General features: G+C 66.6%; 17 protein-coding genes and 1 tRNA gene. 10 read left to right on the top strand and 8 right to left on the bottom strand.

Going from position 1 to position 22,417, the window contains the following annotated elements:
* Positions 1–75: 75 nt before the first annotated feature.
* Together CRJ03_RS05000 and CRJ03_RS04995 are read right to left on the bottom strand one after the other, a co-directional pair.
* Positions 76–1,251 carry a tyrosine-type recombinase/integrase gene (locus CRJ03_RS05000; RefSeq protein ID WP_104017812.1) on the bottom strand — a complete coding sequence of 392 codons (1,176 nt, stop codon included), beginning with the start codon at positions 1,249–1,251 and terminating at the stop codon, positions 76–78.
* A 165-nt stretch (positions 1,252–1,416) separates the two neighbouring features.
* A tRNA-Leu gene (locus CRJ03_RS04995) sits at positions 1,417–1,503 on the bottom strand.
* A 145-nt stretch (positions 1,504–1,648) separates the two neighbouring features.
* On the opposite strand from CRJ03_RS04995, the gene CRJ03_RS04990 reads away from it, so the two are divergent.
* Complete coding sequence (locus CRJ03_RS04990; RefSeq protein ID WP_104017936.1) at positions 1,649–2,629, top strand: complex I NDUFA9 subunit family protein; 981 nt, start codon at positions 1,649–1,651, stop codon at positions 2,627–2,629.
* A gap of 6 nt (positions 2,630–2,635) precedes the next feature.
* Here the strand turns inward: CRJ03_RS04990 and CRJ03_RS04985 are convergent, their stop codons facing one another.
* Positions 2,636–3,442 carry an undecaprenyl-diphosphate phosphatase gene (locus tag CRJ03_RS04985; protein WP_104017811.1) on the bottom strand — a complete coding sequence of 269 codons (807 nt, stop codon included), beginning with the start codon at positions 3,440–3,442 and terminating at the stop codon, positions 2,636–2,638.
* Positions 3,443–3,656: 214 nt separating this feature from the next.
* Between CRJ03_RS04985 and CRJ03_RS04980 the strand changes: the two genes are divergently transcribed.
* The 9 genes from CRJ03_RS04980 (at position 3,657) to tdh (ending at position 17,801) form a co-directional block, all read left to right on the top strand.
* A complete protein-coding gene (locus CRJ03_RS04980) occupies positions 3,657–5,090 on the top strand; it encodes an NAD(P)-dependent oxidoreductase (RefSeq protein WP_206018301.1) in 1,434 nt (477 codons plus the stop codon).
* Positions 5,091–5,241: 151 nt separating this feature from the next.
* On the top strand, positions 5,242–9,774 hold the full coding sequence (gene gltB / locus CRJ03_RS04975; RefSeq protein WP_104017810.1) for a glutamate synthase large subunit: 4,533 nt from the start codon (positions 5,242–5,244) through the stop codon (positions 9,772–9,774).
* 171 nt (positions 9,775–9,945) lie between these two features.
* Complete coding sequence (gene mtgA, locus CRJ03_RS04970; protein WP_104017934.1) at positions 9,946–10,674, top strand: monofunctional biosynthetic peptidoglycan transglycosylase; 729 nt, start codon at positions 9,946–9,948, stop codon at positions 10,672–10,674.
* Between the two features lie 61 nt (positions 10,675–10,735).
* Positions 10,736–11,401 (top strand): FtsZ-binding protein FzlA, encoded by a 666-nt coding sequence (gene fzlA / locus CRJ03_RS04965; RefSeq protein WP_104017809.1) that lies wholly within the window; start codon positions 10,736–10,738, stop codon positions 11,399–11,401.
* 66 nt (positions 11,402–11,467) lie between these two features.
* Positions 11,468–12,520 (top strand): tRNA epoxyqueuosine(34) reductase QueG, encoded by a 1,053-nt coding sequence (gene queG / locus CRJ03_RS04960; RefSeq protein WP_104017808.1) that lies wholly within the window; start codon positions 11,468–11,470, stop codon positions 12,518–12,520.
* 55 nt (positions 12,521–12,575) lie between these two features.
* Positions 12,576–14,573 carry a hydantoinase/oxoprolinase N-terminal domain-containing protein gene (locus CRJ03_RS04955; protein WP_104017807.1) on the top strand — a complete coding sequence of 666 codons (1,998 nt, stop codon included), beginning with the start codon at positions 12,576–12,578 and terminating at the stop codon, positions 14,571–14,573.
* A gap of 75 nt (positions 14,574–14,648) precedes the next feature.
* Positions 14,649–15,845, top strand: a complete 1,197-nt coding sequence (locus CRJ03_RS04950; protein WP_104017806.1) for a glycine C-acetyltransferase — start codon at positions 14,649–14,651, stop codon at positions 15,843–15,845.
* Positions 15,845–16,777, top strand: a complete 933-nt coding sequence (locus CRJ03_RS04945; RefSeq protein ID WP_104017805.1) for a PLP-dependent cysteine synthase family protein — start codon at positions 15,845–15,847, stop codon at positions 16,775–16,777. Before CRJ03_RS04950 ends, CRJ03_RS04945 begins: the two co-directional genes overlap by 1 nt.
* A 1-nt stretch (position 16,778) precedes the next feature.
* Positions 16,779–17,801: an L-threonine 3-dehydrogenase gene (gene tdh, locus CRJ03_RS04940; RefSeq protein WP_206018311.1), complete on the top strand. Its 1,023-nt coding sequence runs from the start codon at positions 16,779–16,781 to the stop codon at positions 17,799–17,801.
* 161 nt (positions 17,802–17,962) lie between these two features.
* On the opposite strand, the gene CRJ03_RS04935 is transcribed toward tdh, so the two are convergent.
* The 5 genes from CRJ03_RS04935 to CRJ03_RS04915 all read right to left on the bottom strand — a co-directional run bounded on the left by CRJ03_RS04935 (position 17,963) and on the right by CRJ03_RS04915 (position 22,389).
* Positions 17,963–18,484, bottom strand: a complete 522-nt coding sequence (locus CRJ03_RS04935) for a glutathione peroxidase (protein ID WP_104017803.1) — start codon at positions 18,482–18,484, stop codon at positions 17,963–17,965.
* A gap of 50 nt (positions 18,485–18,534) precedes the next feature.
* The gene (locus tag CRJ03_RS04930; RefSeq protein ID WP_104017802.1) at positions 18,535–19,401 is read right to left on the bottom strand and encodes a branched-chain amino acid aminotransferase; all 867 of its coding nucleotides are present in this window, start codon (positions 19,399–19,401) and stop codon (positions 18,535–18,537) included.
* Positions 19,402–19,459: 58 nt separating this feature from the next.
* A complete protein-coding gene (locus tag CRJ03_RS04925; protein ID WP_104017801.1) occupies positions 19,460–19,957 on the bottom strand; it encodes a VOC family protein in 498 nt (165 codons plus the stop codon).
* Positions 19,958–20,221: 264 nt separating this feature from the next.
* Complete coding sequence (locus CRJ03_RS04920) at positions 20,222–21,706, bottom strand: FAD-dependent oxidoreductase (RefSeq protein ID WP_104017800.1); 1,485 nt, start codon at positions 21,704–21,706, stop codon at positions 20,222–20,224.
* Entirely contained in the window at positions 21,706–22,389 is a 684-nt protein-coding gene (locus CRJ03_RS04915) for a TetR/AcrR family transcriptional regulator (RefSeq protein ID WP_104017799.1), read from the bottom strand. Before CRJ03_RS04915 ends, CRJ03_RS04920 begins: the two co-directional genes overlap by 1 nt.
* Positions 22,390–22,417: the final 28 nt, after the last annotated feature.

The following is a 22,417-nucleotide window of genomic DNA, read 5'->3' as shown; positions in this document are numbered from 1 at the left end:
CAGCTCGTTTAAGTTTTGTTTAGTCAAATTCTACACCAATAGGGTGTCGATCTCCAGTAGGAAAAACAGAGCATGTCAAAGCGCTTGGAGTATGCTCGCCCACTCCTGCATCAACGCCACCCGCTGCTCCCAGTACGTCGCCCGGTTGTACGTCCGGCGGATGGCGTTCCGGTCTTGGTGCGCAAGAGCTGCCTCGATCACGTCAGGATCATAGCCGCGATTGTTGAGGATACTGCTCGCGGTCGCGCGGAACCCATGCGCTGTCACTTCCTCTTTTGAGTAGCCCATGCGGCGGATGGCAGAGTTGAACGCATTCTCGGAGAGCCACTTGCGGTTTGAATTGAGCGACGGAAACAGGAGCTCGACACCATCAATGTGCGACCAGTTCGCCTCGACGAGTTCCATTGCCTGCCTCGATAGCGGCACCACGTGCGCTCGGCGCATCTTGGTGCGCTCGGCCGGGATGGTCCACGTTCGGTTCTCACGGTCGATTTCAGACTTCACCGCGCCCCGAACCTCACCGGGACGGGCCATGGTGAGGATCTGGAATTTGATCGCGTCCTTGATCACTCCGGCGCCCGTGTAGGCATCGAGATCGCCTAGGAATTGCCCAAAGGCGGTCTCATCGGTGATCGCCGCCCGGTTGGTCACTTTGACCGGCAAGAGGGCGCCTTTGACCGCTTGAGTCGGATCATTTTCGGCTCGCGTGGTCACTACGGCGAGCCGGAACACACCAGAGAGTGTGCCCCGGAGCTTCTTGGCCGTCTCACGCCGTCCGCTATGCTCGACCTTCTTCAAGAGGTGCAAGATCTCAGCGGCGGTGATGTCATTGATCGGTCGGTGATGCAGCGGCTCAGCGAGCGTGTGTATGTGCCAGATCTTCTTGCGTATCGTCGCATCAGCGAGCTCGCGATCATAAGCCATCTGCAGGTACTCTTCGGCAACGAGCAGGAATGTCATCCGCGCCTGCGTCTCGGCTTCGATCTGATCGAGACGTTTCTGCACCGCCGGATCGGCGCCGGCGGCAAGCTGGTCGCGGATCGCGTCGCGCTTGCTTCGCGCCTCACGCAATGTCACCGCCGGATATGATCCGTGCGCGATCGTGCGCTCTTTCCCGTCGAGCTGATATTTCTGCCGCCAGAGCTTCGAGCCGTTTGGGTTGACCAACACAAAGAGGCCGAGCGAGTCATACATCTTGTATGGCTTCTCCTTTGCCTTTGCTTTCTTGATCTTGAGGTCCGTGAGCGCCACTGGGGTATCTTCTCCGCATATGCTGGCAGATACCCCAGATCGATACCCCGGTTTGGTGGGTTTTTGGGTGGGGTAGCATGTTCAGCTATGAGAAGAATGCTACTCCGGAAGCAGGCAAAAAGTCCATGCTTTCCTGCAGTTATGAGTAGCTATGTTCGGGAGAAATGGTGCCCAGGAGAGGACTCGAACCTCCACGGCCTTGCGGCCACTGGCACCTGAAGCCAGCGCGTCTACCAATTCCGCCACCTGGGCAGGTGTCGTGCCGCCGGCATTTAGACGCAGCCCGACCGGGTGTCAACGGCGATTTCGCGCGATTTGGCACGCAGGCGTTATCGTCTTGTCGGGCGGGCGCGGCGACGTTAGGAAAGAGGGGATCATGCGCAGCCCGGAGGCCCCTATGTCCAAGCTCGTCACCATCTATGGCGGATCAGGTTTCGTAGGACGCTATATTGCGCGGCGCATGGCGTCTGCGGGTTGGCGGGTACGGGTTGCCGTGCGCCGTCCCAACGAGGCGATGCATGTCAAGCCCTACGGCGTGCCCGGGCAGGTGGAGCCGGTGTTCTGCAACATCCGCGACGATGCCAGTGTGCGCGCAGTGATGCTGGGCGCGGATGCGGTGGTCAATTGCGTGGGCACCTTCGACCGTGGCGGGCGCAACAATTTCCACGCGGTACAGGACGAGGGCGCGACGCGGATCGCGCGCATCGCCGCCGAGCAGGGCGTGGCACAGCTCGTCCATCTCTCGGCTATCGGCGCGAGCGCCAATTCGGCGAGCATCTATGCACGCACCAAGGCCGCCGGAGAGGCCGGTATCGCCGCACATTTTCCGCAGGCGGTGATCCTGCGGCCCTCGGTCATCTTCGGGGCGGAGGACCAGTTCTTTAACCGGTTCGCGGGGATGGCGCGGTTGTCGCCGGTGATCCCGGTCGTCGGAAGCGACACGCGGTTTCAGCCTGTCAATGTGGATGACGTTGCGCACGCGGCGGCCAAGGCGGCCATGGGCGCGGTGGAGCCGGGCATTTACGAGCTGGGCGGGCCGGAGGTGGCCACGTTCCGCGAGCTGATGAAGATGATGCTCGGGGTTATACGCCGGCGTCGGCTGATCGTCGGAATCCCGTTCGGGATCGCGTCGGTGATGGCGGCGGTGATGGAATTCGTGGAAACCATCACGCTCGGCCTCGTGCCGCCGCAGATCACGCGCGACCAGGTGCGCAGCCTGCGGGTGGACAACGTAGTGAGCGTGGGCGCGCGGACCTTCGCCGATTTCGGGATCGAGCCGGTGGCGCCCGAGGCCGTTCTGCCCGATTACCTGTGGCGGTTCCGGCCCTCTGGTCAATACGAGGCAATCCACGAATCCGCCAGCAATCTCAAGGCATAACGCTCCTCAACCATAAGTGAGGGCAAGCAGTACCACGCCGAGCGCGACCCGGTAGATCACGTATGGCGTGAAGCTCACCCGGTCGAGAAAGCGCATCATCACGCACAGCGCGCACCACGCCGCGGCGAAAGCGAACAGCGCGGCGAACGCTGCGCGACCGAGCAGATCGAGCCCGGCATCGGCCTGTGCGAGGTCGATGGCCAGCACTGCTCCGGTGGCGAGCGTTGCCGGAATCGACATGAGCATCGACAGCCGCGTGGCGTCGCGCCGTTCGAGCCCGATGGCGCGCGCGCCGGTGATGGTGATGCCAGAGCGAGACACGCCGGGGATGAGCGCCAGCGCTTGCCACAGCCCCATGATCAGCGCGCGGCGCAGGGTCCAGTCAGGTGCGTGCAGGGTTTGCGGGGCGAACCGGTCGATCCACCACAGGAGGATGCCGAAGACGATCATCGTCCAGCCGATCACGCGGATGTCGCGCAGTGCGTCTTCCCAACCCATGATCACGATAACGGCCCCCGTGATCACCAGCGGTACCGTGCCGAGCAGAAGGTTGCGGGCTAGTCGTGCGTCGGTGCTTTGACGTCTGCCGCGCAGGAGGTCGGCGAGACCACGCCCGGCGGCGGAGGATTCGGCGTGGAAATAGACGATCACGGCGAGAATCGAGCCCAGATGCACCGCCACGTCGAGAGCGACATCCTCTTCGCCGCTGCCGTTGACCTGGTGCAGAAGCGCGAGATGCGCCGAGGACGAAATAGGCAGAAATTCGGTGACGCCCTGGATGATCGCGAGCAGAAAGAGCGAAAACAGCGTCATCTAACGGGTCCTGGGCCAGCCTGTGGCCCGTATAAGCGCCTGAGTTTCAATGACAACCCGAATAATGTATCCGAATCGGACCTAAAATCGTTAAGAATTTCCTCCAGAACCGAGCGGTGGCGTTATATTTCTTAATATATGTCAGCAATACTGCCTTTTCATGCTTCGGCATATGGTATAAAAGGGCGCTCTCAGAATTCCGGGAGGTGAAGACGTGGCGAAGCAACCCATGCTGAAATTCGTGTCGATCGGGCGGGATATGCCTGAGAAGCGGACGGCAGAGGCGCGCAGGCAGGATTTCCATGAGATCTATGCCGAATTCGCCGATGCGAAGGCGAAGGAGCAGGCCGGGCGGTGCAGCCAGTGCGGCGTGCCCTATTGCCAGACGCATTGCCCGCTGCACAACAACATCCCCGACTGGCTGCGCCTTACCGCCGAGGGGCGGTTGAAAGAAGCGTATGAACTCAGCCAGTTGACCAACACCTTCCCCGAGATTTGCGGACGCATCTGCCCGCAGGACCGGCTGTGCGAAGGCAATTGCGTGATCGAGCAGGCGGGCCACGGCACCGTCACCATCGGCGCGGTGGAGAAATACATCACCGACACGGCGTGGGAGGAAGGCTGGGTCGAGCCCATCGCGCCCAAGGCGGAACGTGTTGAATCTGTTGGGATAATCGGCTCTGGCCCTGGTGGGCTCGCGGCGGCCGACGTGCTTCGGCGGGCGGGTGTGCAGGTCACGGTCTACGAGCGTTGCGACCGCGCGGGCGGGCTGATGACCTATGGCATCCCCGGCTTCAAGCTGGAGAAGGACGTGGTGATGCGCCGGGTCGAACAGCTTGAGCAGGGTGGCGCGGAATTCGTGCTGAACTGCGAAGTCGGAACCGACATCAGCTTTGACGAAATTCGTAATAAACACAACGCGGTACTGATCGCCACCGGGGTCTACAAGAGCCGCGATCTGGATGGTCCGGGCGCGGGGGCGCAGGGCATCGTGCGGGCCATAGACTACCTGACGGCGAGCAATCGGGTGGGCTTTGGCGACAGCGTGCCGGAATTCGACAGCGGCGAGCTGAATGCCGAGGGAAAACAAGTGGTTGTGGTTGGAGGCGGCGATACCGCAATGGATTGTGTGCGCACCGCCGTGCGGCAGGGCGCGAAATCGGTTATCTGCCTCTACCGTCGCGACCATGACAACATGCCCGGAAGTCAACGTGAAGTGGCCAATGCCGAGGAAGAAGGCGTGGTTTTTGAATGGCTTAGCGCGCCGGTGGGCTTTGCGGGCGACCCGGTGAACGCGGTGCGGGTGCAGAAGATGCGCCTTGGCGCGCCGGACGCGACGGGCCGCCAGAGCCCCGAGCCGATCGAGGGCGCGGTCGAGGATGCGCCTGCCGACCTGGTCATCAAGGCGCTGGGGTTCGAACCCGAAGACCTGCCAACCATTTGGAATCAAAAGGAATTTGAGGTCACGCGCTGGGGCACGGTCAAGGCCGAGTTCACCACCGGGCGCACCGCTCTGGACGGCGTTTACGCGGTGGGCGACATCGTGCGCGGCGCGAGCCTCGTGGTCTGGGCGATCCGCGACGGGCGCGATGCGGCGGCCGCGATCCTCGACGATCTGAGCCTTGCGCAGGCCATCGCGGCGGAATGAACCTGTAGGTTCACGCCGCGAACCGCAAGGTTCGGGTCGGGTGCGTGACGGTGCGGTAATCAAGCGGTAATCGGACGGGCGGAACCGTCAAGAAGGACAACATCACTGACCTAATGGACCCAAGTCCGGGGTTAAGGAAGGGTAAAGACCGATGACGACATATGATGCAGACTGGGCGGCCGTTGAGACGGCCAAGCGCGACTGGCTGGCCGAGCATGGCATGTATGCCCATGAGGAGGAGCATTCGTCCTGCGGCGTGGGCCTTGTCGTGAGCATCGACGGCAAACCCTCGCGCAAGGTGGTGCAGGCGGGGATCGACGCGCTGAAGGCGATCTGGCACCGCGGCGCGGTGGATGCAGACGGCAAGACCGGCGACGGCGCGGGTATCCATGTGCAGATCCCGGTGCCGTTCTTTTATGACCAGATCCGGCGCACCGGGCACGAGCCGAACGAAAACCGGCTGGTAGCGGTGGGGCAGGTGTTCCTGCCGCGCACGGATTTCGGCGCGCAGGAGCGCTGCCGGACCATCGTGGAGACCGAGGTGCTGCGGATGGGGCACACGATCTATGGCTGGCGGCACGTGCCGGTCGATGTCTCCTGCCTGGGTGAGAAGGCCAACGCGACGCGGCCCGAGATCGAGCAGATCCTGATCTCGGACGCCAAGGGACTGGACGAGGAGAGCTTTGAGCGGGAACTGTATGTCATTCGCCGCCGGATCGAGAAGGCGGCGCAGGCGGCGGGCGTCGGCGCGCTCTATATTGCGAGCCTGTCGTGCCGCAGCATCATCTACAAGGGCATGATGCTGGCCGAGCAGGTGGCGGTGTTCTACCCCGACCTGATGGACGAGCGGTTCAGGAGCGCCTTTGCGATCTATCACCAGCGCTATTCCACCAACACGTTCCCGCAATGGTGGCTGGCACAGCCGTTCCGGATGCTGGCGCATAACGGCGAGATCAACACGCTGAAGGGCAATCTCAACTGGATGAAGAGCCACGAGATCCGCATGGCGTCGTCGGCCTTTGGCGAGCTGGCCGAGGATATCAAGCCGATCGTGGCGCAGGGATCAAGCGACAGTGCCGCGCTCGATGCCGTGTTCGAGGTGCTGGTGCGCGCGGGCCGCAAGGCGCCGATGGCCAAGACCATGCTGGTGCCGGAATCCTGGTCCAAGCAGGCCGAGGACCTGCCCGCGGCGTGGCGCGACATGTATTCCTATTGCAACAGCGTGATGGAGCCGTGGGACGGCCCTGCCGCGCTTGCCATGACCGACGGTCGCTGGGTCTGTGCCGGGCTTGACCGCAACGGGCTGCGGCCGATGCGCTATGTCGTGACCGGTGACGGGCTGCTGATCGCCGGGAGCGAGGCGGGCATGGTGCCGGTGGACGAATCGAGCGTGCGGGAGAAGGGTGCGCTTGGCCCCGGGCAGATGATCGCGGTGGACATGACCGAGGGCCGCCTGTTCCACGATGCCGAGATGAAGAACCGGCTGGCCGAAGCACAGCCGTTCGGCGAGTGGGTGGGCAAGATCAACGAGCTTGACGGGGTGCTTGCCCGCGTGACCGAGGCGCCGCTCTTTGAGGGGGGCGACCTGCGGCGTCGGCAGATTGCGGCGGGCTACAGCATCGAGGAGATCGAATCGATCCTCGCGCCGATGGCCGAGGACGGCAAGGAGGCGATTGCCTCGATGGGCGATGACACGCCCGCCGCTGTTCTCTCGCGGCAATACCGTCCGCTGAGCCATTACTTCCGCCAGAATTTCAGCCAGGTGACCAACCCGGCGATTGATTCCCTGCGCGAATTCAGGGTGATGAGCCTCAAGACGCGGTTCGGCAATCTCAAGAACGTGCTGGACGAGTCGAGCGCGCAGACCGAGATCATCGTGCTGGAAAGCCCGTTCGTGGCCAATGCGCAGTGGCAGGAGATGATCCGCGCGTTCGATGCGGACGTGGCCGAGATCGACTGTACCTTTGCGCCCGGCGCGGGGGCGTTGCAGGCCGGGCTGGAGCGTATCCGCGCCGAGGCCGAGGATGCCGTGCGGTCGGGGATCGGGCATATCGTGCTGAGCGATCACGGGCTGGGCGAGGCGCGCATCGGGATGCCGATGATCCTCGCGACATCCGCGGTGCATTCTCACCTGACGCGCAAGGGGCTGCGGACGTTTTGCAGCCTCAACGTGCGGTCGGCGGAGTGCATCGACCCGCATTATTTCGCCGTGTTGATCGGCGCGGGGGCGACCACGGTGAACCCCTATCTTGCCGAGGACACCATCGCCGACCGCAACCGCCGGGGCCTGATCGAGGGCAGCCTGACCGAGGCGGTGGCGCGCTATCGCGCGGCGATTGACCTGGGCATTCTCAAGATCATGTCGAAGATGGGGATTTCGGTGATCTCGTCCTATCGCGGCGGGCTGAATTTCGAGGCCGTGGGGCTGGGGCGCGCGATGTGCGCGGAGTATTTCCCGGGGTTGGTGAGCCGGATCAGCGGCATCGGCGTGAGCGGTATCCAGGCCAAGCTGGAGGAGGTGCATGGCCGCGCCTTCGGAGGCGGGCAGGATATCCTGCCGATCGGCGGGTTCTACAAGGCGCGCAAGTCGGGCGAGACCCATGCCTGGGGCGCGCAGACCATGCACATGATGCAGATGGCCTGCAACAAGGCGAGCTATGAGCTGTGGAAGCGGTATTCGGCTGCGCTTCAGGCCAATCCGCCGATCCATCTGCGCGACCTGATGGCGATCAAGCCGATTGGCGAGGCGGTGCCGATCGAGGAGGTCGAGAGTGTCACCGCGATCCGCAAGCGGTTTGTCACGCCGGGGATGTCGTTGGGGGCGCTGAGCCCCGAGGCGCACAAGACGCTCAACATCGCGATGAACCGGATCGGCGCGCGCAGCGACAGTGGCGAGGGTGGCGAGGACCCGGCGCATTTCACGCCGGATGCCAATGGCGACAACCCCTCCGCCAAGATCAAGCAGGTGGCGAGCGGGCGGTTCGGCGTGACGGCGGAGTACCTCAACCATTGCGAGGAGCTGGAGATCAAGATCGCGCAGGGGGCCAAGCCCGGCGAGGGCGGGCAGCTACCTGGGATGAAGGTGACCAAGCTGATAGCGAGGCTGCGGCATTCGACGCCGGGGGTGACGCTGATCTCGCCGCCGCCGCATCACGATATCTATTCCATCGAGGACCTGGCGCAGCTCATCTATGACCTGAAGCAGATCAATCCGAATGTGAAGGTCACCGTGAAGCTGGTGGCGCAGTCGGGCGTGGGCACGATTGCCGCCGGGGTGGCCAAGGCCAAGGCCGACGTGATCCTGATTTCGGGGCATAATGGCGGCACGGGCGCGAGCCCTGCCACCTCGATCAAGTATGCCGGGCTGCCGTGGGAGATGGGCCTGACCGAGGCGCATCAGGTGCTGAGCATGAACAACCTGCGGGGGCGGGTGACGCTCAGGACCGATGGTGGCCTGCGCACCGGGCGCGACATCGTCATGGCGGCGATGATGGGGGCCGAGGAATACGGCATCGGCACCGCCGCGCTGATCGCGATGGGCTGTATCATGGTGCGTCAGTGCCAGTCGAATACCTGCCCTGTGGGTGTCTGCACGCAGGACGAGGATTTGCGCGCCAAGTTCACCGGCACGGCGGACAAGGTGGTGAACCTCATCACCTTTTACGCGCAGGAGGTGCGGGAAATCCTGGCGAGCATCGGCGCGCGGTCGCTTGACGAGGTGATCGGGCGGGCGGACCTGCTCACACAGGTGAGCCGCGGTTCGGCGCATCTGGACGACCTGGACCTCAACCCGATGCTTATCACCGTGGATGGGGCCAAGGACGTCCGCTATGACCGCACGCGCGCGCGCAACGAGGTGCCCGACACGCTGGATGCCGAGATCGTGCGCGATGCGGCGCGGTTCCTGGAGGATGGCGAGAAGATGCAGCTTCACTACACGGTGCAGAACACGCACCGGACGGTGGGCACGCGGGTCTCATCCCACATCGTGCGTCGCTTCGGGATGCGCAACAGCCTGCAACCCGACCACCTGACCGTGAAGCTGTCGGGCAGCGCGGGGCAGAGCCTGGGCGCGTTTGCCGCGCCGGGGCTGAAGATCGAGGTCAGCGGCGACGCCAACGATTACGTGGGTAAGGGCCTGTCGGGGGGCACCATCGTGGTGCGCCCACCGATGGCGAGCCCGCTGGTCGCGCACGAGAACACCATCATCGGCAACACGGTGCTCTATGGCGCGACCGCCGGATACCTGTTTGCGGCGGGGCGCGCGGGCGAGCGGTTTGCCGTGCGCAACTCGGGCGCGCACGTGGTGGTCGAGGGCTGCGGCAGCAATGGCTGCGAGTACATGACCGGCGGCGTGGCGGTGATCCTCGGGGAGATCGGGGCCAATTTTGGCGCCGGCATGACCGGCGGCATGGCCTATATCTATGATCCCGAGGATCGCGCGCCCGCATTGGTCAACGGCGAGACGCTGGTCGCCTGCCCGGTGACTGAGCCGCACTGGCAGGACGAACTCAAGGGGCTGATCGAGCGGCACCTGGCCGAGACCGGATCGCGCCGGGCGGCGGATATCCTGCAATACTGGGACCGCGAATTGCCGCGTTTCGTGCAGCTTTGCCCGAGGGAGATGCTCGACAAGATCGCGCATCCGCTGGGCGTGGAGCCGGAGGCGATCCCGGCGGAGTGAGGCGAGGCACCGCGCGGGGCGCGTGCACCGCCCGGGTAAGGAGTATTTGCACCAGGAAGAGGCGGTGGGGCGCGTGCCCCGCCGCGCCGATCCGGGCATTTTTGCCGGTCAGGCCCCGCCGTCCGCGCCAAAGCGGTTTTGCCGGGCGCGGCGGGGCGCTATAGCTGGGCCATGGCGGGACGCAGGAAGAAAACGGCGAAGGGCAGGCGGCGGCGGGCGGCCCCGGTGGGGGTGTGGCGCAGGCTGCGGCGCTGGCTGTTGTGGTCCGCGCTCGCGCTGGTGGCGGTGTTCGCGTTGAGCCTGCTGGCCTATCGCTGGGTGGATCCGCCGGCGACGATCTATACCTGGCAGGAGGAACGGCGGCTGGGCGCGATTTCGCGCGAGCCGGTGCCGATGGCGCGGATCGCGCCGGTGATGGCGCGGTCGGCGGTGGCCGCCGAGGACGCCAATTTCTGCCTGCACTGGGGGTTCGACATGGCGGCCATCCGCGACGCCATCGCCGATGGCTCTGTGCGCGGGGCCTCGACCGTCAGCCAGCAGGTGGTCAAGAACGTGTGGCTGTGGCACGGGCGCAACTGGGCGCGCAAGGCGCTGGAGGCCGCGATCACGCCGCTGATGGAGGCGGCATGGTCCAAGCGGCGGGTGCTGGAGGTCTATCTCAACATCGCCGAGTTCGACGAGGGCGTGTTCGGGGTGGAGGCCGCGGCGCGGCATTATTTCGGCGTGGCAGCGGCGGACCTGAGCGCGGTGCAGGCGGCGCGGCTCGCCGCGGTGCTGCCCGATCCCAAGGGGCGCTCTGCCAGCCGTCCGTCGGCGGCGCTGCGGCAACGCGCGGCGGCGATCGTGGACGGGGCGGCGACCATCGCCCGCGACGGCCGCGCCGCCTGTTTCGAGGATTGAAACCCGCGCCGGAAGCGGGCATGGAAGGGGCTGTTTCCAATAGCAGAGGCACGCATCCGACATGGCCCGGCTCTATCACGTTCCGCTCTCGCCCTTTTGCCGCAAGGTGCGGCTGTGTCTTGCCGAGAAGCGGATCGAGTGCGAGCTGGTCGAGGAGCGGTACTGGGAGCAGGACGCCGATTTCCTGCGCCGCAACCCGGCCGGCAAGGTGCCGGTGCTGCGCATGGACGGGCGCACCCTGGCCGAGAGTGCCGCGATCTGCGAATATATCGAGGAGTGCCACCCCGAGCCGCCGCTGATGCCCAAGGGGGCCGAGGCGCGCTACGAGGTGCGGCGGCTGGTGGGGTGGTTTGACGACAAGTTCCATCACGAGGTGACGGCCAAGCTGCTATACGAGCGGGTCAACAAGAAGATCATGAAGCTGGGCTTTCCCGACAGCCGCAACGTCAAGGACGGGGCGCGGGCGGTCAAGTTTCACCTCGATTACATGGCGTGGCTGCTGGATCATCGGCGGTGGCTGGCCGGGGACGTGATGACGCTGGCGGATTTCGCGGCCGCCGCGCATCTATCGTCGCTGGACTATATCTCGGACGTGGACTGGCACCGCTCGGAGGCGGTCAAGGACTGGTATGCCAAGATCAAGTCGCGCCCCGCGTTCCGGGGGATTCTCGCGGACCAGGTACCGGGATTTCCGCCGCCGGCGCATTATGCCGACCTGGATTTCTAGAGCGGCCGGAGGGGCGCTGCCCCTCTTGGCCTGCGGCCAATTCACCCCGGGATATTGGGGGGCAAGATGAAGGCGGGGCTGAAAGAGAGACTGGTTGCACAGGCGGTGACCGAGGGGTTCGACGCCTGCCGGGTGTGCCGCCCGTGGGATGTGGGGCATGTGCCGGGGCGGCTGGCAGCATTTCTGGAGCGTGGCCATCATGGGCAGATGGGCTGGCTGGCCGAGCGCGCGCATTGGCGGGGGGCGCCGGATGTGCTCTGGCCCGAGGCGCGCAGCGTGATCGTTCTGGGCGAGAGCTATACGCCCGAGGGCGATCCGCTGGCGGGGCTGGAGCGGCGGGAGTGCGGCAATGTCTCGGTCTATGCGCGGGGGCGGGATTATCACGACACGGTCAAGAAGCGGCTGAAGCGGCTGGCGCGGTGGCTGATTGCCGAAGGTGGGGGCGAGGTGAAGGTGTTCGTCGATACAGCACCCGTGCCGGAAAAGCCGCTGGGACAGGCGGCGGGGCTGGGCTGGCAGGGCAAGCACACCAACCTGGTGAGCCGCGATCTGGGGAGCTGGTTCTTTATCGGGTCGGTGTTTACCACGCTGGACCTGGAGGCCGATCCGGCGGAGGTGGATCATTGCGGGTCGTGCCGGGCGTGTCTGGACGTGTGCCCGACGGATGCGTTTCCGGCGCCGTATCAACTGGATGCGCGGCGCTGCATTTCCTACCTGACGATCGAGCACAAGGGGCCGGTGGACGAGGAATTGCGCGCGCGGATGGGCAACCGCATCTATGGCTGCGACGATTGCCTGGCGGTGTGCCCGTGGAACAAGTTTGCCGTCGAGGCGCGGGAGGTGAAATACGCCGCGCGCGACGACCTGGTTGCGCCGAAGCTGGCGGAATTGGCGGTGCTGGACGATGCCGGGTTTCGGGCACGGTTCTCGGGCTCGCCCATCAAGCGGATCGGGCGCGACCGGTTCGTGCGCAACGTGCTCTATGCCATAGGTAATTCGGGTGATCCCGGCCTGCGGGAGGTGGCGCAGGGATTGTGCGAGGATGCGGACGCGGCGGTGGCGGATGCGGCGCGCTGGGCGGTGATGCGACTGTGTGATGACGCAAACGGGCTGGAATAGCCCGGCAGAGCCGTTACACCCCCTTCGGAAGGACGCGAGGCGGGAGAGCGGGCGCATGGCATTGCTATTGGGGGTGGATACGGGCGGCACCTATACCGATGCCGTGCTGTTGCGCGACGAGCGCGAGGTGGTGGCGAGCGCCAAGGCGCTGACCACGCGCCATGACTTGGCCATCGGGATCGGCCGCGCGGTGGCGGAGGTGCTGCGCGCAAGCGGCGCGCAGGCGGGCGAGATCGGGCTGGCGTCGCTGTCGACCACGCTGGCGACCAATGCGCTGGTCGAAGGGCAGGGCGGGCGTGCGGGGCTGATCTATATCGGATTTCGCGAGGTGGACCTGGCGGCGCATGGGCTGGCCGAGGCGCTGGGGGGCGATCCGGCGCTGGTGATCGCGGGCGGGCACGGGGCGGGCGGGGCCGAGGCGGCGCCGCTGGACGAGGGGGCGCTGCGGCGCTGGCTGGAAGCGGGGCAGGGGGCCGGAGCGTATGCGGTGGCCGGGCTGTTCGCGACGCGCAACCCGGGGCACGAGTTGCGCGCGGCGGAGGTGATCCGCGAGGTGACGGGCAAGCCGGTGAGCCTGTCGCATCACCTGTCGGCCAAGCTGAACGGGCCGAAGCGTGCGCTGACCGCGCTGCTCAATGCGCGGCTGATCGGCATGATCGCGCGGCTGATCGAGCGGGCGGAGGGGGTGCTGCGGGGGCAGGGGATCACCGCGCCCTTGATGGTGGTGCGCGGCGATGGCGCGCTGATTTCTGCCGCACAGGCGCGGGAGCGGCCCATCGAGACGATCCTGAGCGGTCCGGCGGCGAGCCTCATAGGGGCGAGGTGGCTGACCGGGGCGGATCATGCGCTGGTGTCGGATATCGGCGGGACGACGACGGACGTGGCGGTGCTGCGCGGCGGGCGGCCCGCCATTGACCCGGAGGGCGCGCGGGTGGGCCCGTGGCGCACCATGGTAGAGGCGGTGGCGATGCGCACCTTCGGACTGGGCGGCGACAGCGAGGTGCACGTGGCCGAGGGGCTGGGCGCGGGTGTGAGCCTCGGGCCCCGGCGGGTGGTGCCGGTGAGCCTGATGGCGGAAGAGGCGCCCGAGGCGGTGCATGCCGCGCTGGAGGCGCAGGGCCGCGCCGCGGCACCGGGCGAGATGGATGCGCGGTTCGTACGCGCGGTGCCCGGCGTCGAGGCCGGGGGGCTGTCGGAGCGCGAGGCGGGGCTGCTGGCGCGGATCGAGGGGGCGGTGCGGCCGCTGGGGGCGGTGCTGCGCAACCGGATGGATCACGCCGCGCTGAGCCGGCTGGTGCGGCGCGGACTGGTGCAGCTGGGCGGGGTGACGCCCTCGGATGCCGCGCATGTGCTGGGCCGGCTTTCGGCCTGGGACGGGGAGGCGGCGCGGCTGGCGCTGGGGCTGGTGGCGCGCAAGCGGGTGGGCTCTGGTGATCGGCTGGCCGCGGGGGCGGAGGCGCTGGCGCAGATGATCGTGGACCGGCTGACGCATCAGACGGCGCTGGCGCTGCTGGAGGTGGGGTTCGCCGAGGAGGAGGCGGGTTTTGGCCTGCCGCCCGCGGCGCTGGCGAGCCATGTGCTGATGCAGCGGGGCCTTGGGCCGCACCGGGGGCTGGTGCGGATCGAGACCGGATTGAACGTGCCGGTGATCGGGTTGGGGGCCTCGGCGGCGAGCTATTATGGCGCGGTGGGCGAGCGGCTCCATGCCGAGGTGATCGTGCCGGAGCATGCCGGCGTCGCCAATGCCATCGGCGCGGTGGTGGGACGGGTGGTGATCCGGCGCGCGGGCGTGGTGACCGCGCCCGCCGAGGGGAGATACCGCGCGCACCTGGAAAGCGGGCCGGAGGATTTCGCGGACGCGGAGGCGGCGATGGCGGCGCTGGAGGCGGCGCTGGGCGGTGAGGCACGGGCGGCGGCGGTGGCCGCGGGGGCCGTGGACGTGCAGGTGAGCGCGCGGCGGGAGGTGCGCGAGGCCGAGGCCGAGGGGCGGCGGGTGTTTCTGGAGGCGGAGATCGTGGTAGAGGCGGGGGGGCGGCCGAGGGTGGCCGCCTGAGAAGGGGGCGCTGCCCCCGTCGCCCGTGCCGGGCGACTCCCCCGGAATATTTGGGGCAAGATGAAGGAGGAGAACATGGCGGCAACGGATCGGTTCGACGCGGATCTGGCGGCGCGGCTGGAGGGGCTGCGCGGCGAGGGGCTTTACAAGTCCGAGCGGGTGATCGCCTCGATGCAGGCGGGGGAGGTGCGGCTGGCGGATGGGCGCGAGGTGATCAACCTCTGCGCCAACAACTATCTCGGGCTGGCCGATCACCGGCAAGTGATCGCGGCGGCGCATGCGGCGCTCGACCGCTACGGGTTCGGCATGGCGAGCGTCCGGTTCATCTGTGGCACGCAGGAGGAGCATAAACAGCTGGAGGCGCGGATCGCCGGGTTTCTGGGGACCGAGGACGCGATCCTCTATGCCGCCGCGTTCGACGCCAATGCGGGGCTGTTCGAGACGCTGCTGGGCCCGGAGGATGCGATCATTTCCGACAGCCTGAACCATGCGAGCATCATCGACGGGGTGCGGCTGTGCAAGGCGCAGCGGTATCGCTATGCCAATCGCGACATGGCCGACCTGGAGCGGTGCCTGCGCGAAGCGGCGGGGGCGCGCCACCGGATGATCGCCACCGATGGCGTGTTTTCAATGGACGGGTATTACGCGCCGCTCGATGAGATTTGCGACCTGGCGGCGCGGTATGACGCGCTGGTGATGGTGGATGATTGTCATGCCACGGGGTTTGTGGGCGAGACCGGGCGCGGCACGCCGGAGCATTTCGGGGTGATGGATCGGGTGGATATCCTGACCGGCACGCTGGGCAAGGCGCTGGGGGGCGCGTCGGGCGGCTATACGGCGGCGTCGGCCAAGGTGGTGGACTGGTTGCGGCAGCGCTCGCGGCCTTATCTCTTTTCCAACACGCTGGCGCCGGTGATCGCGGGGGCGTCGCTCAAGGTCTTTGACATGCTGGAGGACGGCGCGGAGCGGCGCGCGCGGCTGTGGGAGAACGCGGCGTATTTCCGCGAGCGGATGGGGGCGCTGGGGTTTGAGCTCTTGCCCGGCGAACATGCCATCATCCCGGTGATGCTGCGCGACCCGAAGCTGGCGCAGGAGATGGCGGCGCGGCTGGGGGAGCGCGGCGTGTTCGTGGCGGCGTTTTCCTTTCCGGTGGTGCCCAAGGGGCAGGACCGTATCCGCACGCAGATGAGTGCGGGGCTGAGCCGCGAGATGCTGGATCGGGCGGTGGACGCGTTCGGGGCCGTGGGGCGCGAGTTGGGGGTGATCCGATGATGCCGCTGCCCTCGGTCGTCGACGCGATCGGCGGGACGCCGTTGGTCGAATTGCACCGGGTCGTGGAGGCCCTGGGACTCGAGGGGCGGTTGCTGGCCAAGCTGGATTATCTCAACCCCGGATTGTCCAAGAAGGACCGCGCCGCGCGGGCGATCATCGAGGTGGCGCGCGCGAGCGGCGAGTTGCGCGACGGGCAGACGGTGGTGGAACTGACCTCGGGCAACATGGGCACGGGGCTGGCGATTGTCTGCGCGGTGCTGGGGCATCCGTTCGTCGCGGTGATGAGCACGGGCAATTCCGAGGAACGTGCGCGGATGATGCGCGCGCTGGGCGCGGAGGTGGTGCTGGTGCGCCAAGCCGAGGGCGCGCGGCCGGGCGAGGTGTCGGGGGCGGACCTGGCGCTGGTCGAGGAAGAGGCGCGGCGGATCACGAAGGACCGCGCCGCGTTCCGGGCCGATCAGTTCGCGCGTGCGGGCAACCCCGAGGCCCACGCGACCGGCACCGCGCCCGAAATCTGGGAGCAGTCGGGCCATGCGGTGACCGCGTTTTGCGATTTCGTCGGCTCGGGCGGCACGGTGGGTGGCGCGGCGCGGTTTTTTGCGCCCGTGGGGGTGCGGTGCTACGCGGTGCATCCTGACCGCGCGGACCATCCGATCCAGGGTGGAGGCTATTCGATGCCCGACCTGGTGCATCTGCACGGCGCCGACCTGGCGGGCGATGTGACGGTCACGGGGGCCGAGGCGGCGGAGCATGCGCGGATGCTGGCGCGGTGCGAGGGCATTTTCGGGGGCTATTCCGCCGGGGCCAACCTGGCGGCGGCGATCCGGCTGTTGCAGGGGCCGGAGCGGGGCGGCTGCGTCGCGTTCGTGGTTTGCGACAGCGGGCTGAAATATCTGAGCACCGATTTGTGGGGGCAGGGCAATGCAGAATGAAATGAAGGCGCTGGTGAAGTCGAAGCCCGAACCGGGGCTGTGGATGGAATATGTGCCGGTGCCGGAGCCGGGGCCGGCGGATGTGCTGATCAAGGTGAAGAAATCCGCGATTTGCGGCACCGATGTGCATATCTGGAAATGGGACGAGTTCAGCGCCAAGACGGTGCCGGTGCCGATGGTGGTGGGGCACGAATTCGTCGGCGAGATCGTGGATTGCGGTGCGGCGGCGGTGAAATACCGGATCGGGCAGCGGGTCTCGGGCGAGGGGCATATCGTCTGCGGGGCGTGCCGCAACTGTCGCGCGGGGCGGGGGCATTTGTGCCGCAACACCAAGGGGGTGGGGGTGAACCGGCCCGGGTCGTTCGCCGAGTATGTCTGTATCCCCGAGATGAACGTGGTGCCGATCCCCGAGGACATCCCCGACGAAATCGCCGCGATCTTCGATCCGTTCGGCAACGCGGTGCATACCGCGCTGAGCTTTGACCTGGTGGGCGAGGACGTGCTGGTGACGGGCGCGGGGCCGATCGGGATCATGGGCGCGCTGGTGGCGCAGAAGGTGGGCGCGCGCAAGGTGGTGATCACCGATATCAACCCATACCGCCTTGACCTCGCGCGCCGCATGGGGGTGCAGCATGTGGTCGATGTGTCCGCCGAGCAATTGCGCGAGGTGATGGACGGGATCGGCATGACCGAGGGATTCGACGTGGGGCTGGAGATGTCGGGGGCCTCGGCAGCGATGCAGCAGATGATCGCGCGGATGAACAATGGCGGCAAGGTTGCGTTGCTGGGGATCGCGCCGACCGAGTTCGCGGTGGACTGGAACGCGGTGATCTTCAAGATGCTGCATATCAAGGGCATCTATGGCCGCGAGATGTTCGAGACCTGGTACAAGATGATCGCGCTGGTGCAATCGGGGCTGGACGTGAGCGGGCTGATTACCCACCGCATCGGGATCGACGATTTCGAGGCGGGGTTCGCCGCGATGATCTCGGGCAATTCGGGCAAGGTGGTGATGGATTGGTGAGGGGAGGGTCTGGCCGGAAGCTGCCGTTGATGTACGGAGTCTTGAAAAGATTCCGTACAAGAAAGTTCTAAACTTTCTTGATCTTACCTTGCCGTGACGGTCCAGCCCGACACCGACATCCAACGACCGCTCCAGGCCAAACCTGTCTTCCGCGTTCCGGCTCACTCGGCCAGAAGCGTCTCGATTTGCCGGGTGATCGCGCCGGAGAGGGGCCGTGTCATCGACCCCCATGTGCCCGCCACGCGGCCGTCGGGGGCGACGAGCACCTTGTTGAAGTTCCACGCGGGCGTGAAGCCCGTTTCGGCGGCCAGCGAGGCGTAGAACGGGTGCGCCTCGGGCCCGCGCACATGGGTGATGGTGGTCATCGGGATATCGAGGCCGAAATTCACCTCGCAGAATTCCTTGACCTCTGCCTCGCTGGACAACTCCTGCCGGAAATCGTCCGAGGGCACGGCGAGCACCACGAGGCCACGGTCGCGGTAACGGTCGTAGAGCGCCTGGAGCCCGTCATACTGGGGCGTGAAGCCGCAGCGCGAGGCGGTGTTGACCACGAGCACGGGCTGTCCGGCCCAGTCGCCGAGGCGCAATTCGCCGCCGTCGATGCTGTCGAAGGGGGTCGTGCGGTCGAGCGCGGCGGCGGGCAGGGCAAGAAGCGTGGCGAATAGGGCGGCGATCAGGCGCATGGCAATCTCCTGTGTGTCACCACTTGATACGCCACGGTGCGCCGCGCGGATCACCGCGCGTCGGAAAAGGCCCAGTCCCAGTACATCTCGCGCACCCGCTCGGCGACGGGGCCGGGCTGATAGGGGGTGTCCTCGAAGGCCGAGACCGGCGTCACCTTCGTCAGGTTACCCGAGAGGAACACCTCGTCCGCCGTCTTGAAATCCTCGAAGCTCATCACCGTCTCGTGCACGGTCATGCCGTTGCGGCGCATGTTGTCGATATGGCGTGCGCGGGTGATTCCGGCGAGGAAGGTGCCGTTGGCGATGGGGGTGAACACCTCGCCATCCTTGACCGCAAAGACGTTGGCGGTGGCCGTTTCCGCCACGTTGCCGAGCGCGTCGGCCACCAGCGCGTTGCCGAAGCCGCGGTCGCGCGCCTCCTTGAGCATGCGCGCGTTGTTGGGGTAGAGGCAGCCGGCCTTGGCGTTGACCACCGCATCCTCGAGCACCGGGCGGCGAAAGCGGGTGCGGCAGAGCGTGGTGGTGGTGCCCGGCGGCGGCATCGGCACCTCCTCGAGGCAGATGGCAAAGCCGGTGGCGTCCGGCTTGGGCAGCACGGCGAGGTGGCCGCCGTCGAGAGCCCAATACATCGGCCTGATATAGATGGCCGCGTCCTTTGGGTATGCCTTGAGCCCCTCCCAGACGATCGCCTGCATATCATCGACGGAAACGGTGGGCGTGACCATCAGCGCCTCGGCCGAGGCGTTGACCCGGGCGCAATGGCGGTCGAGATCGGGGATGATGCCATCCACGTAGCGCGCCCCGTCGAAGACCGAGGAGCCGAGCCACGTGCCGTGATCGGCGGCCTTCATCACCGGGATGTCGCCGTCGTGCCAGCGGCCCTCGAAATAGGTGCGGATATTGGTGCCTGTCGCCATGTGCTGCCCTCCTGTCGCCGCGCAGGTTAGGGCCCCCGCGCCGGGGCGTCCAGAGGGATCAGCGCGCGGGGCGGGCCTCGGCCAGCAGCGCCTCGACGTCGAGCGGGTCGTTGACCATCGCGAGGTTGCCCTCGGCGTCGCGGGGCCAGTCGGATTCGGGCTTGTCGCGGTAGAGTTCCACCCCGTTGTCGTCGGGGTCGCGCAGATAGACCGCCTCGCTCACCCCGTGGTCGGCGGCGCCGTCGAGCGCGATGCCCGCGTCAAGAACGCGCCGCACCGCATCACCCAGCGCCGCGCGGTCGGGGTAGAGAAAGGCGGTGTGGAACAGCCCGGTATGGCCCGGGGGCGGCGGCGTGCCGCCCAGCGATTGCCATGTGTTGAGGCCGATATGGTGGTGATAACCCCCGGCGGAGAGAAACGCCGCCCGCCCGCCAGAATAGTATTGCATGATGTCGAACCCGAGCACGCCGGAATAGAAGCCGACGGCGCGGTCGAGATCGGCGACCTTGAGATGGACATGGCCGATGCGGGCGGCGGGATGAACGGGATTTGTCATGGCGGGGCTCCTTTCCTTGGGCCTGGGGAAAAGGTGCGTCCTGTGCGCCCCGGGCGCAATTCCGCGTGGGGGCGCAGAAGCTGTGCGGAGCGGGCGGACGGTGCTGCCCTCCTCAAACCGCTGGCGTCAAACTCTCCATCGAGGTGAATCGCGCGCAACGCGTCTGCGGGCGTCTGCCGGGCGGTGCGGAAAACGCCTTGTTCATACGTGATCATCCGGGATCGATACGTTCGGGCCCTTCGGTTGGACGCCGCCGGGGCGCGGTCAGGGGGCTTGATAAATCGAAGCCGTCTCTCGCTCGAAATGCGCCAGTTCGTCCTGCCGCCGCGCTTCGGTCCAGCCGAGGGTTGCGGCGGCGATGCGCGACAGGTCCTCGGCGCGGTTCCGTCCGAGTGCCGTGTCGAGCCCGTCGGGCAGGCGCCGCCTGATCAGGTCGGTCAGGCGCACGACATGCTCGGTCGCGGCCACCTGACCGATCTCCTCGTCAGGACGCAGGTGGTGCGGGGCGTCGATCGGTCCGGTAGGCGCCTCGCCCCTCTTGCCGAGCCTCCGTTCGACGGCGCGCGCCGCCTTTCGCCCGGCATGGCGATGCAGCATGATGGTCGATCCGGTCACCGTCGCGAGACCCGGCTGCGTTGGGTCCTCGACGATCCGAACGGCGTTGCGGGTCGTGGTGCCGTCGAGTGTCGACATCGGCCGAACGCCGCACCACGAATGCAGAATATGCTCGCGGGTCAGCTTGAGGTCGGGAAAGAGCCGGTTTGCCTCGTCGAGGATGTAGTCGATTTCATGGTCCTGCACGCGGACATCGTCGGGGTCGTCGCTGACGACCGTCTCGGTCGGTCCGATCAGGTGATGGTCGCGCCAGGGAAAGACATAGAAGGGCTCGCCCTTGCTTGAAAAGGCTTCCAGGCCCTCGCCACGGTAACGCTCGGGCAGGCGGACCATCACGTTGACGCCTTTGAGGCCGACGACGCGGTTCGGACCGGTGCCGCCGCACCCGGGCAGCCGGTCGACCCATGGGCCGGTCGCGTTCACGACCATTTGCGCGGTGACCGACGCGCGGCCCTCGGCTTCTGGTGCGCGCTCTTCGAGCGCGACGGTCCAGGCGTTGCCCTGCCTCGTCAGCCCGGTCACCGCCGTGTAGGTGCGCAGGGTGGCGCCGCGGCGCTCGGCATCGAGCGCGGTATCGACGCAGATACGCTCGGGCCACGAATACATGTATTCCTCGAACACGCCGACGCCGCGCAGGGGGCCGCCGAGGTCGGCTGCCAGTGCGCTCTCTGTCGCGGCCTGTTCATGCGAGATGCGGCGGTAGTCCAGCGGCACCTTCCAGCCGCCGAGCGCCTCTACCAGCCGGAAGCCGGTATCGACGAGCCAGGGCGGGTAACGGTCGCCCTGACGGAACGGGTAGTGAAACCTGTGCTTGTGGAGGTGGCCCGGCATCTGGCGCACCAGTTCGGCGCGGCACTGCATGACGGAGCGCGTGTAAAGCAGGCGCTGGATCATGTCGACCGGCCGGAAGATCATCTGCCAGAGCGGATACCGCACGGCGAGGTAGCCAAGCCCGGAATAGAGCATCCGGCTGGACCGGGACGAGGTGCCTGAGCCGATGTCTCCACGCTCGACCAGCAATGTCGTGAAGCCGCGCCCTGCCAGTTCGCGCGCCGTCGCGCATCCGACCGCGCCGGCCCCGATCACGACGACGTCGAATGCCGTTTCGTCCAGCTCGTTGATGTGTGGTCGCATCACGTCGGCTCCTTTGTTTCGGCGGTGTTGGGGCCGGGTGTTCGGAACCCGAGCCGCGCGTGGAACCGGGCAAGTTCGCTCTGCGTCGGGGCTTCGCCGCAAAAGGTTTCCACGTAACCCGGCACCCGGGCCATACGCACGGCCTGGCTTTCCCGCACCTGCATCGAGATGTAGCCGATCTGGACCAGGTAGACGGTGCGTGCCCGGACATCGGCGTCTTCGGGCGGGAAGCCGAAGCGCTCGAACATCGCACGAATGGCATCCAGGCGCCGCTCGTCCGCCGCATTGACGCGGGCCATGACGTCGTTGGACTGGTGTGCCCAGCCCCGAACCGCGAAATCGAGTTGCGGCTCGAACAGGTCTTCGTCGTGGAAGACCACGATGAGATTGAGAACCGCCTCGGCGATCGTTTCGGCATAGGCGCCGGTCGCATCGACGAAGGCCCCGGTATTCTTTGCGTCCCATTCTTCGAGCAGGGCATCCAGCAGCGCGTTCCGGTCCTTGAAGAACCAGTAGAAGCTCGTGCGGGAGATGTTCAGCCGGGTCGCCAAGGGCTGGATTTTCACGGCATCGAGGCCGGTTTCGAGAAAGGCCTGCTTGGCCGCCGCAAGCCAGATCTCGCGTGAGCCGCGCCAACCCGAGATCTTGTCGGGATCATCCGTGGTGGAGGGCTTCCTGCTCATGCGCCCGAGATTACGGCTGAAATCCCCG

This window comes from Roseovarius nitratireducens, from assembly GCF_002925845.1.
GTDB classification, from domain to species: Bacteria; Pseudomonadota; Alphaproteobacteria; order Rhodobacterales; family Rhodobacteraceae; genus Roseovarius; species Roseovarius nitratireducens.
Note: the sequence above shows the minus strand (reverse complement) of the source record. Positions and strands in the feature narration are given on the sequence as shown.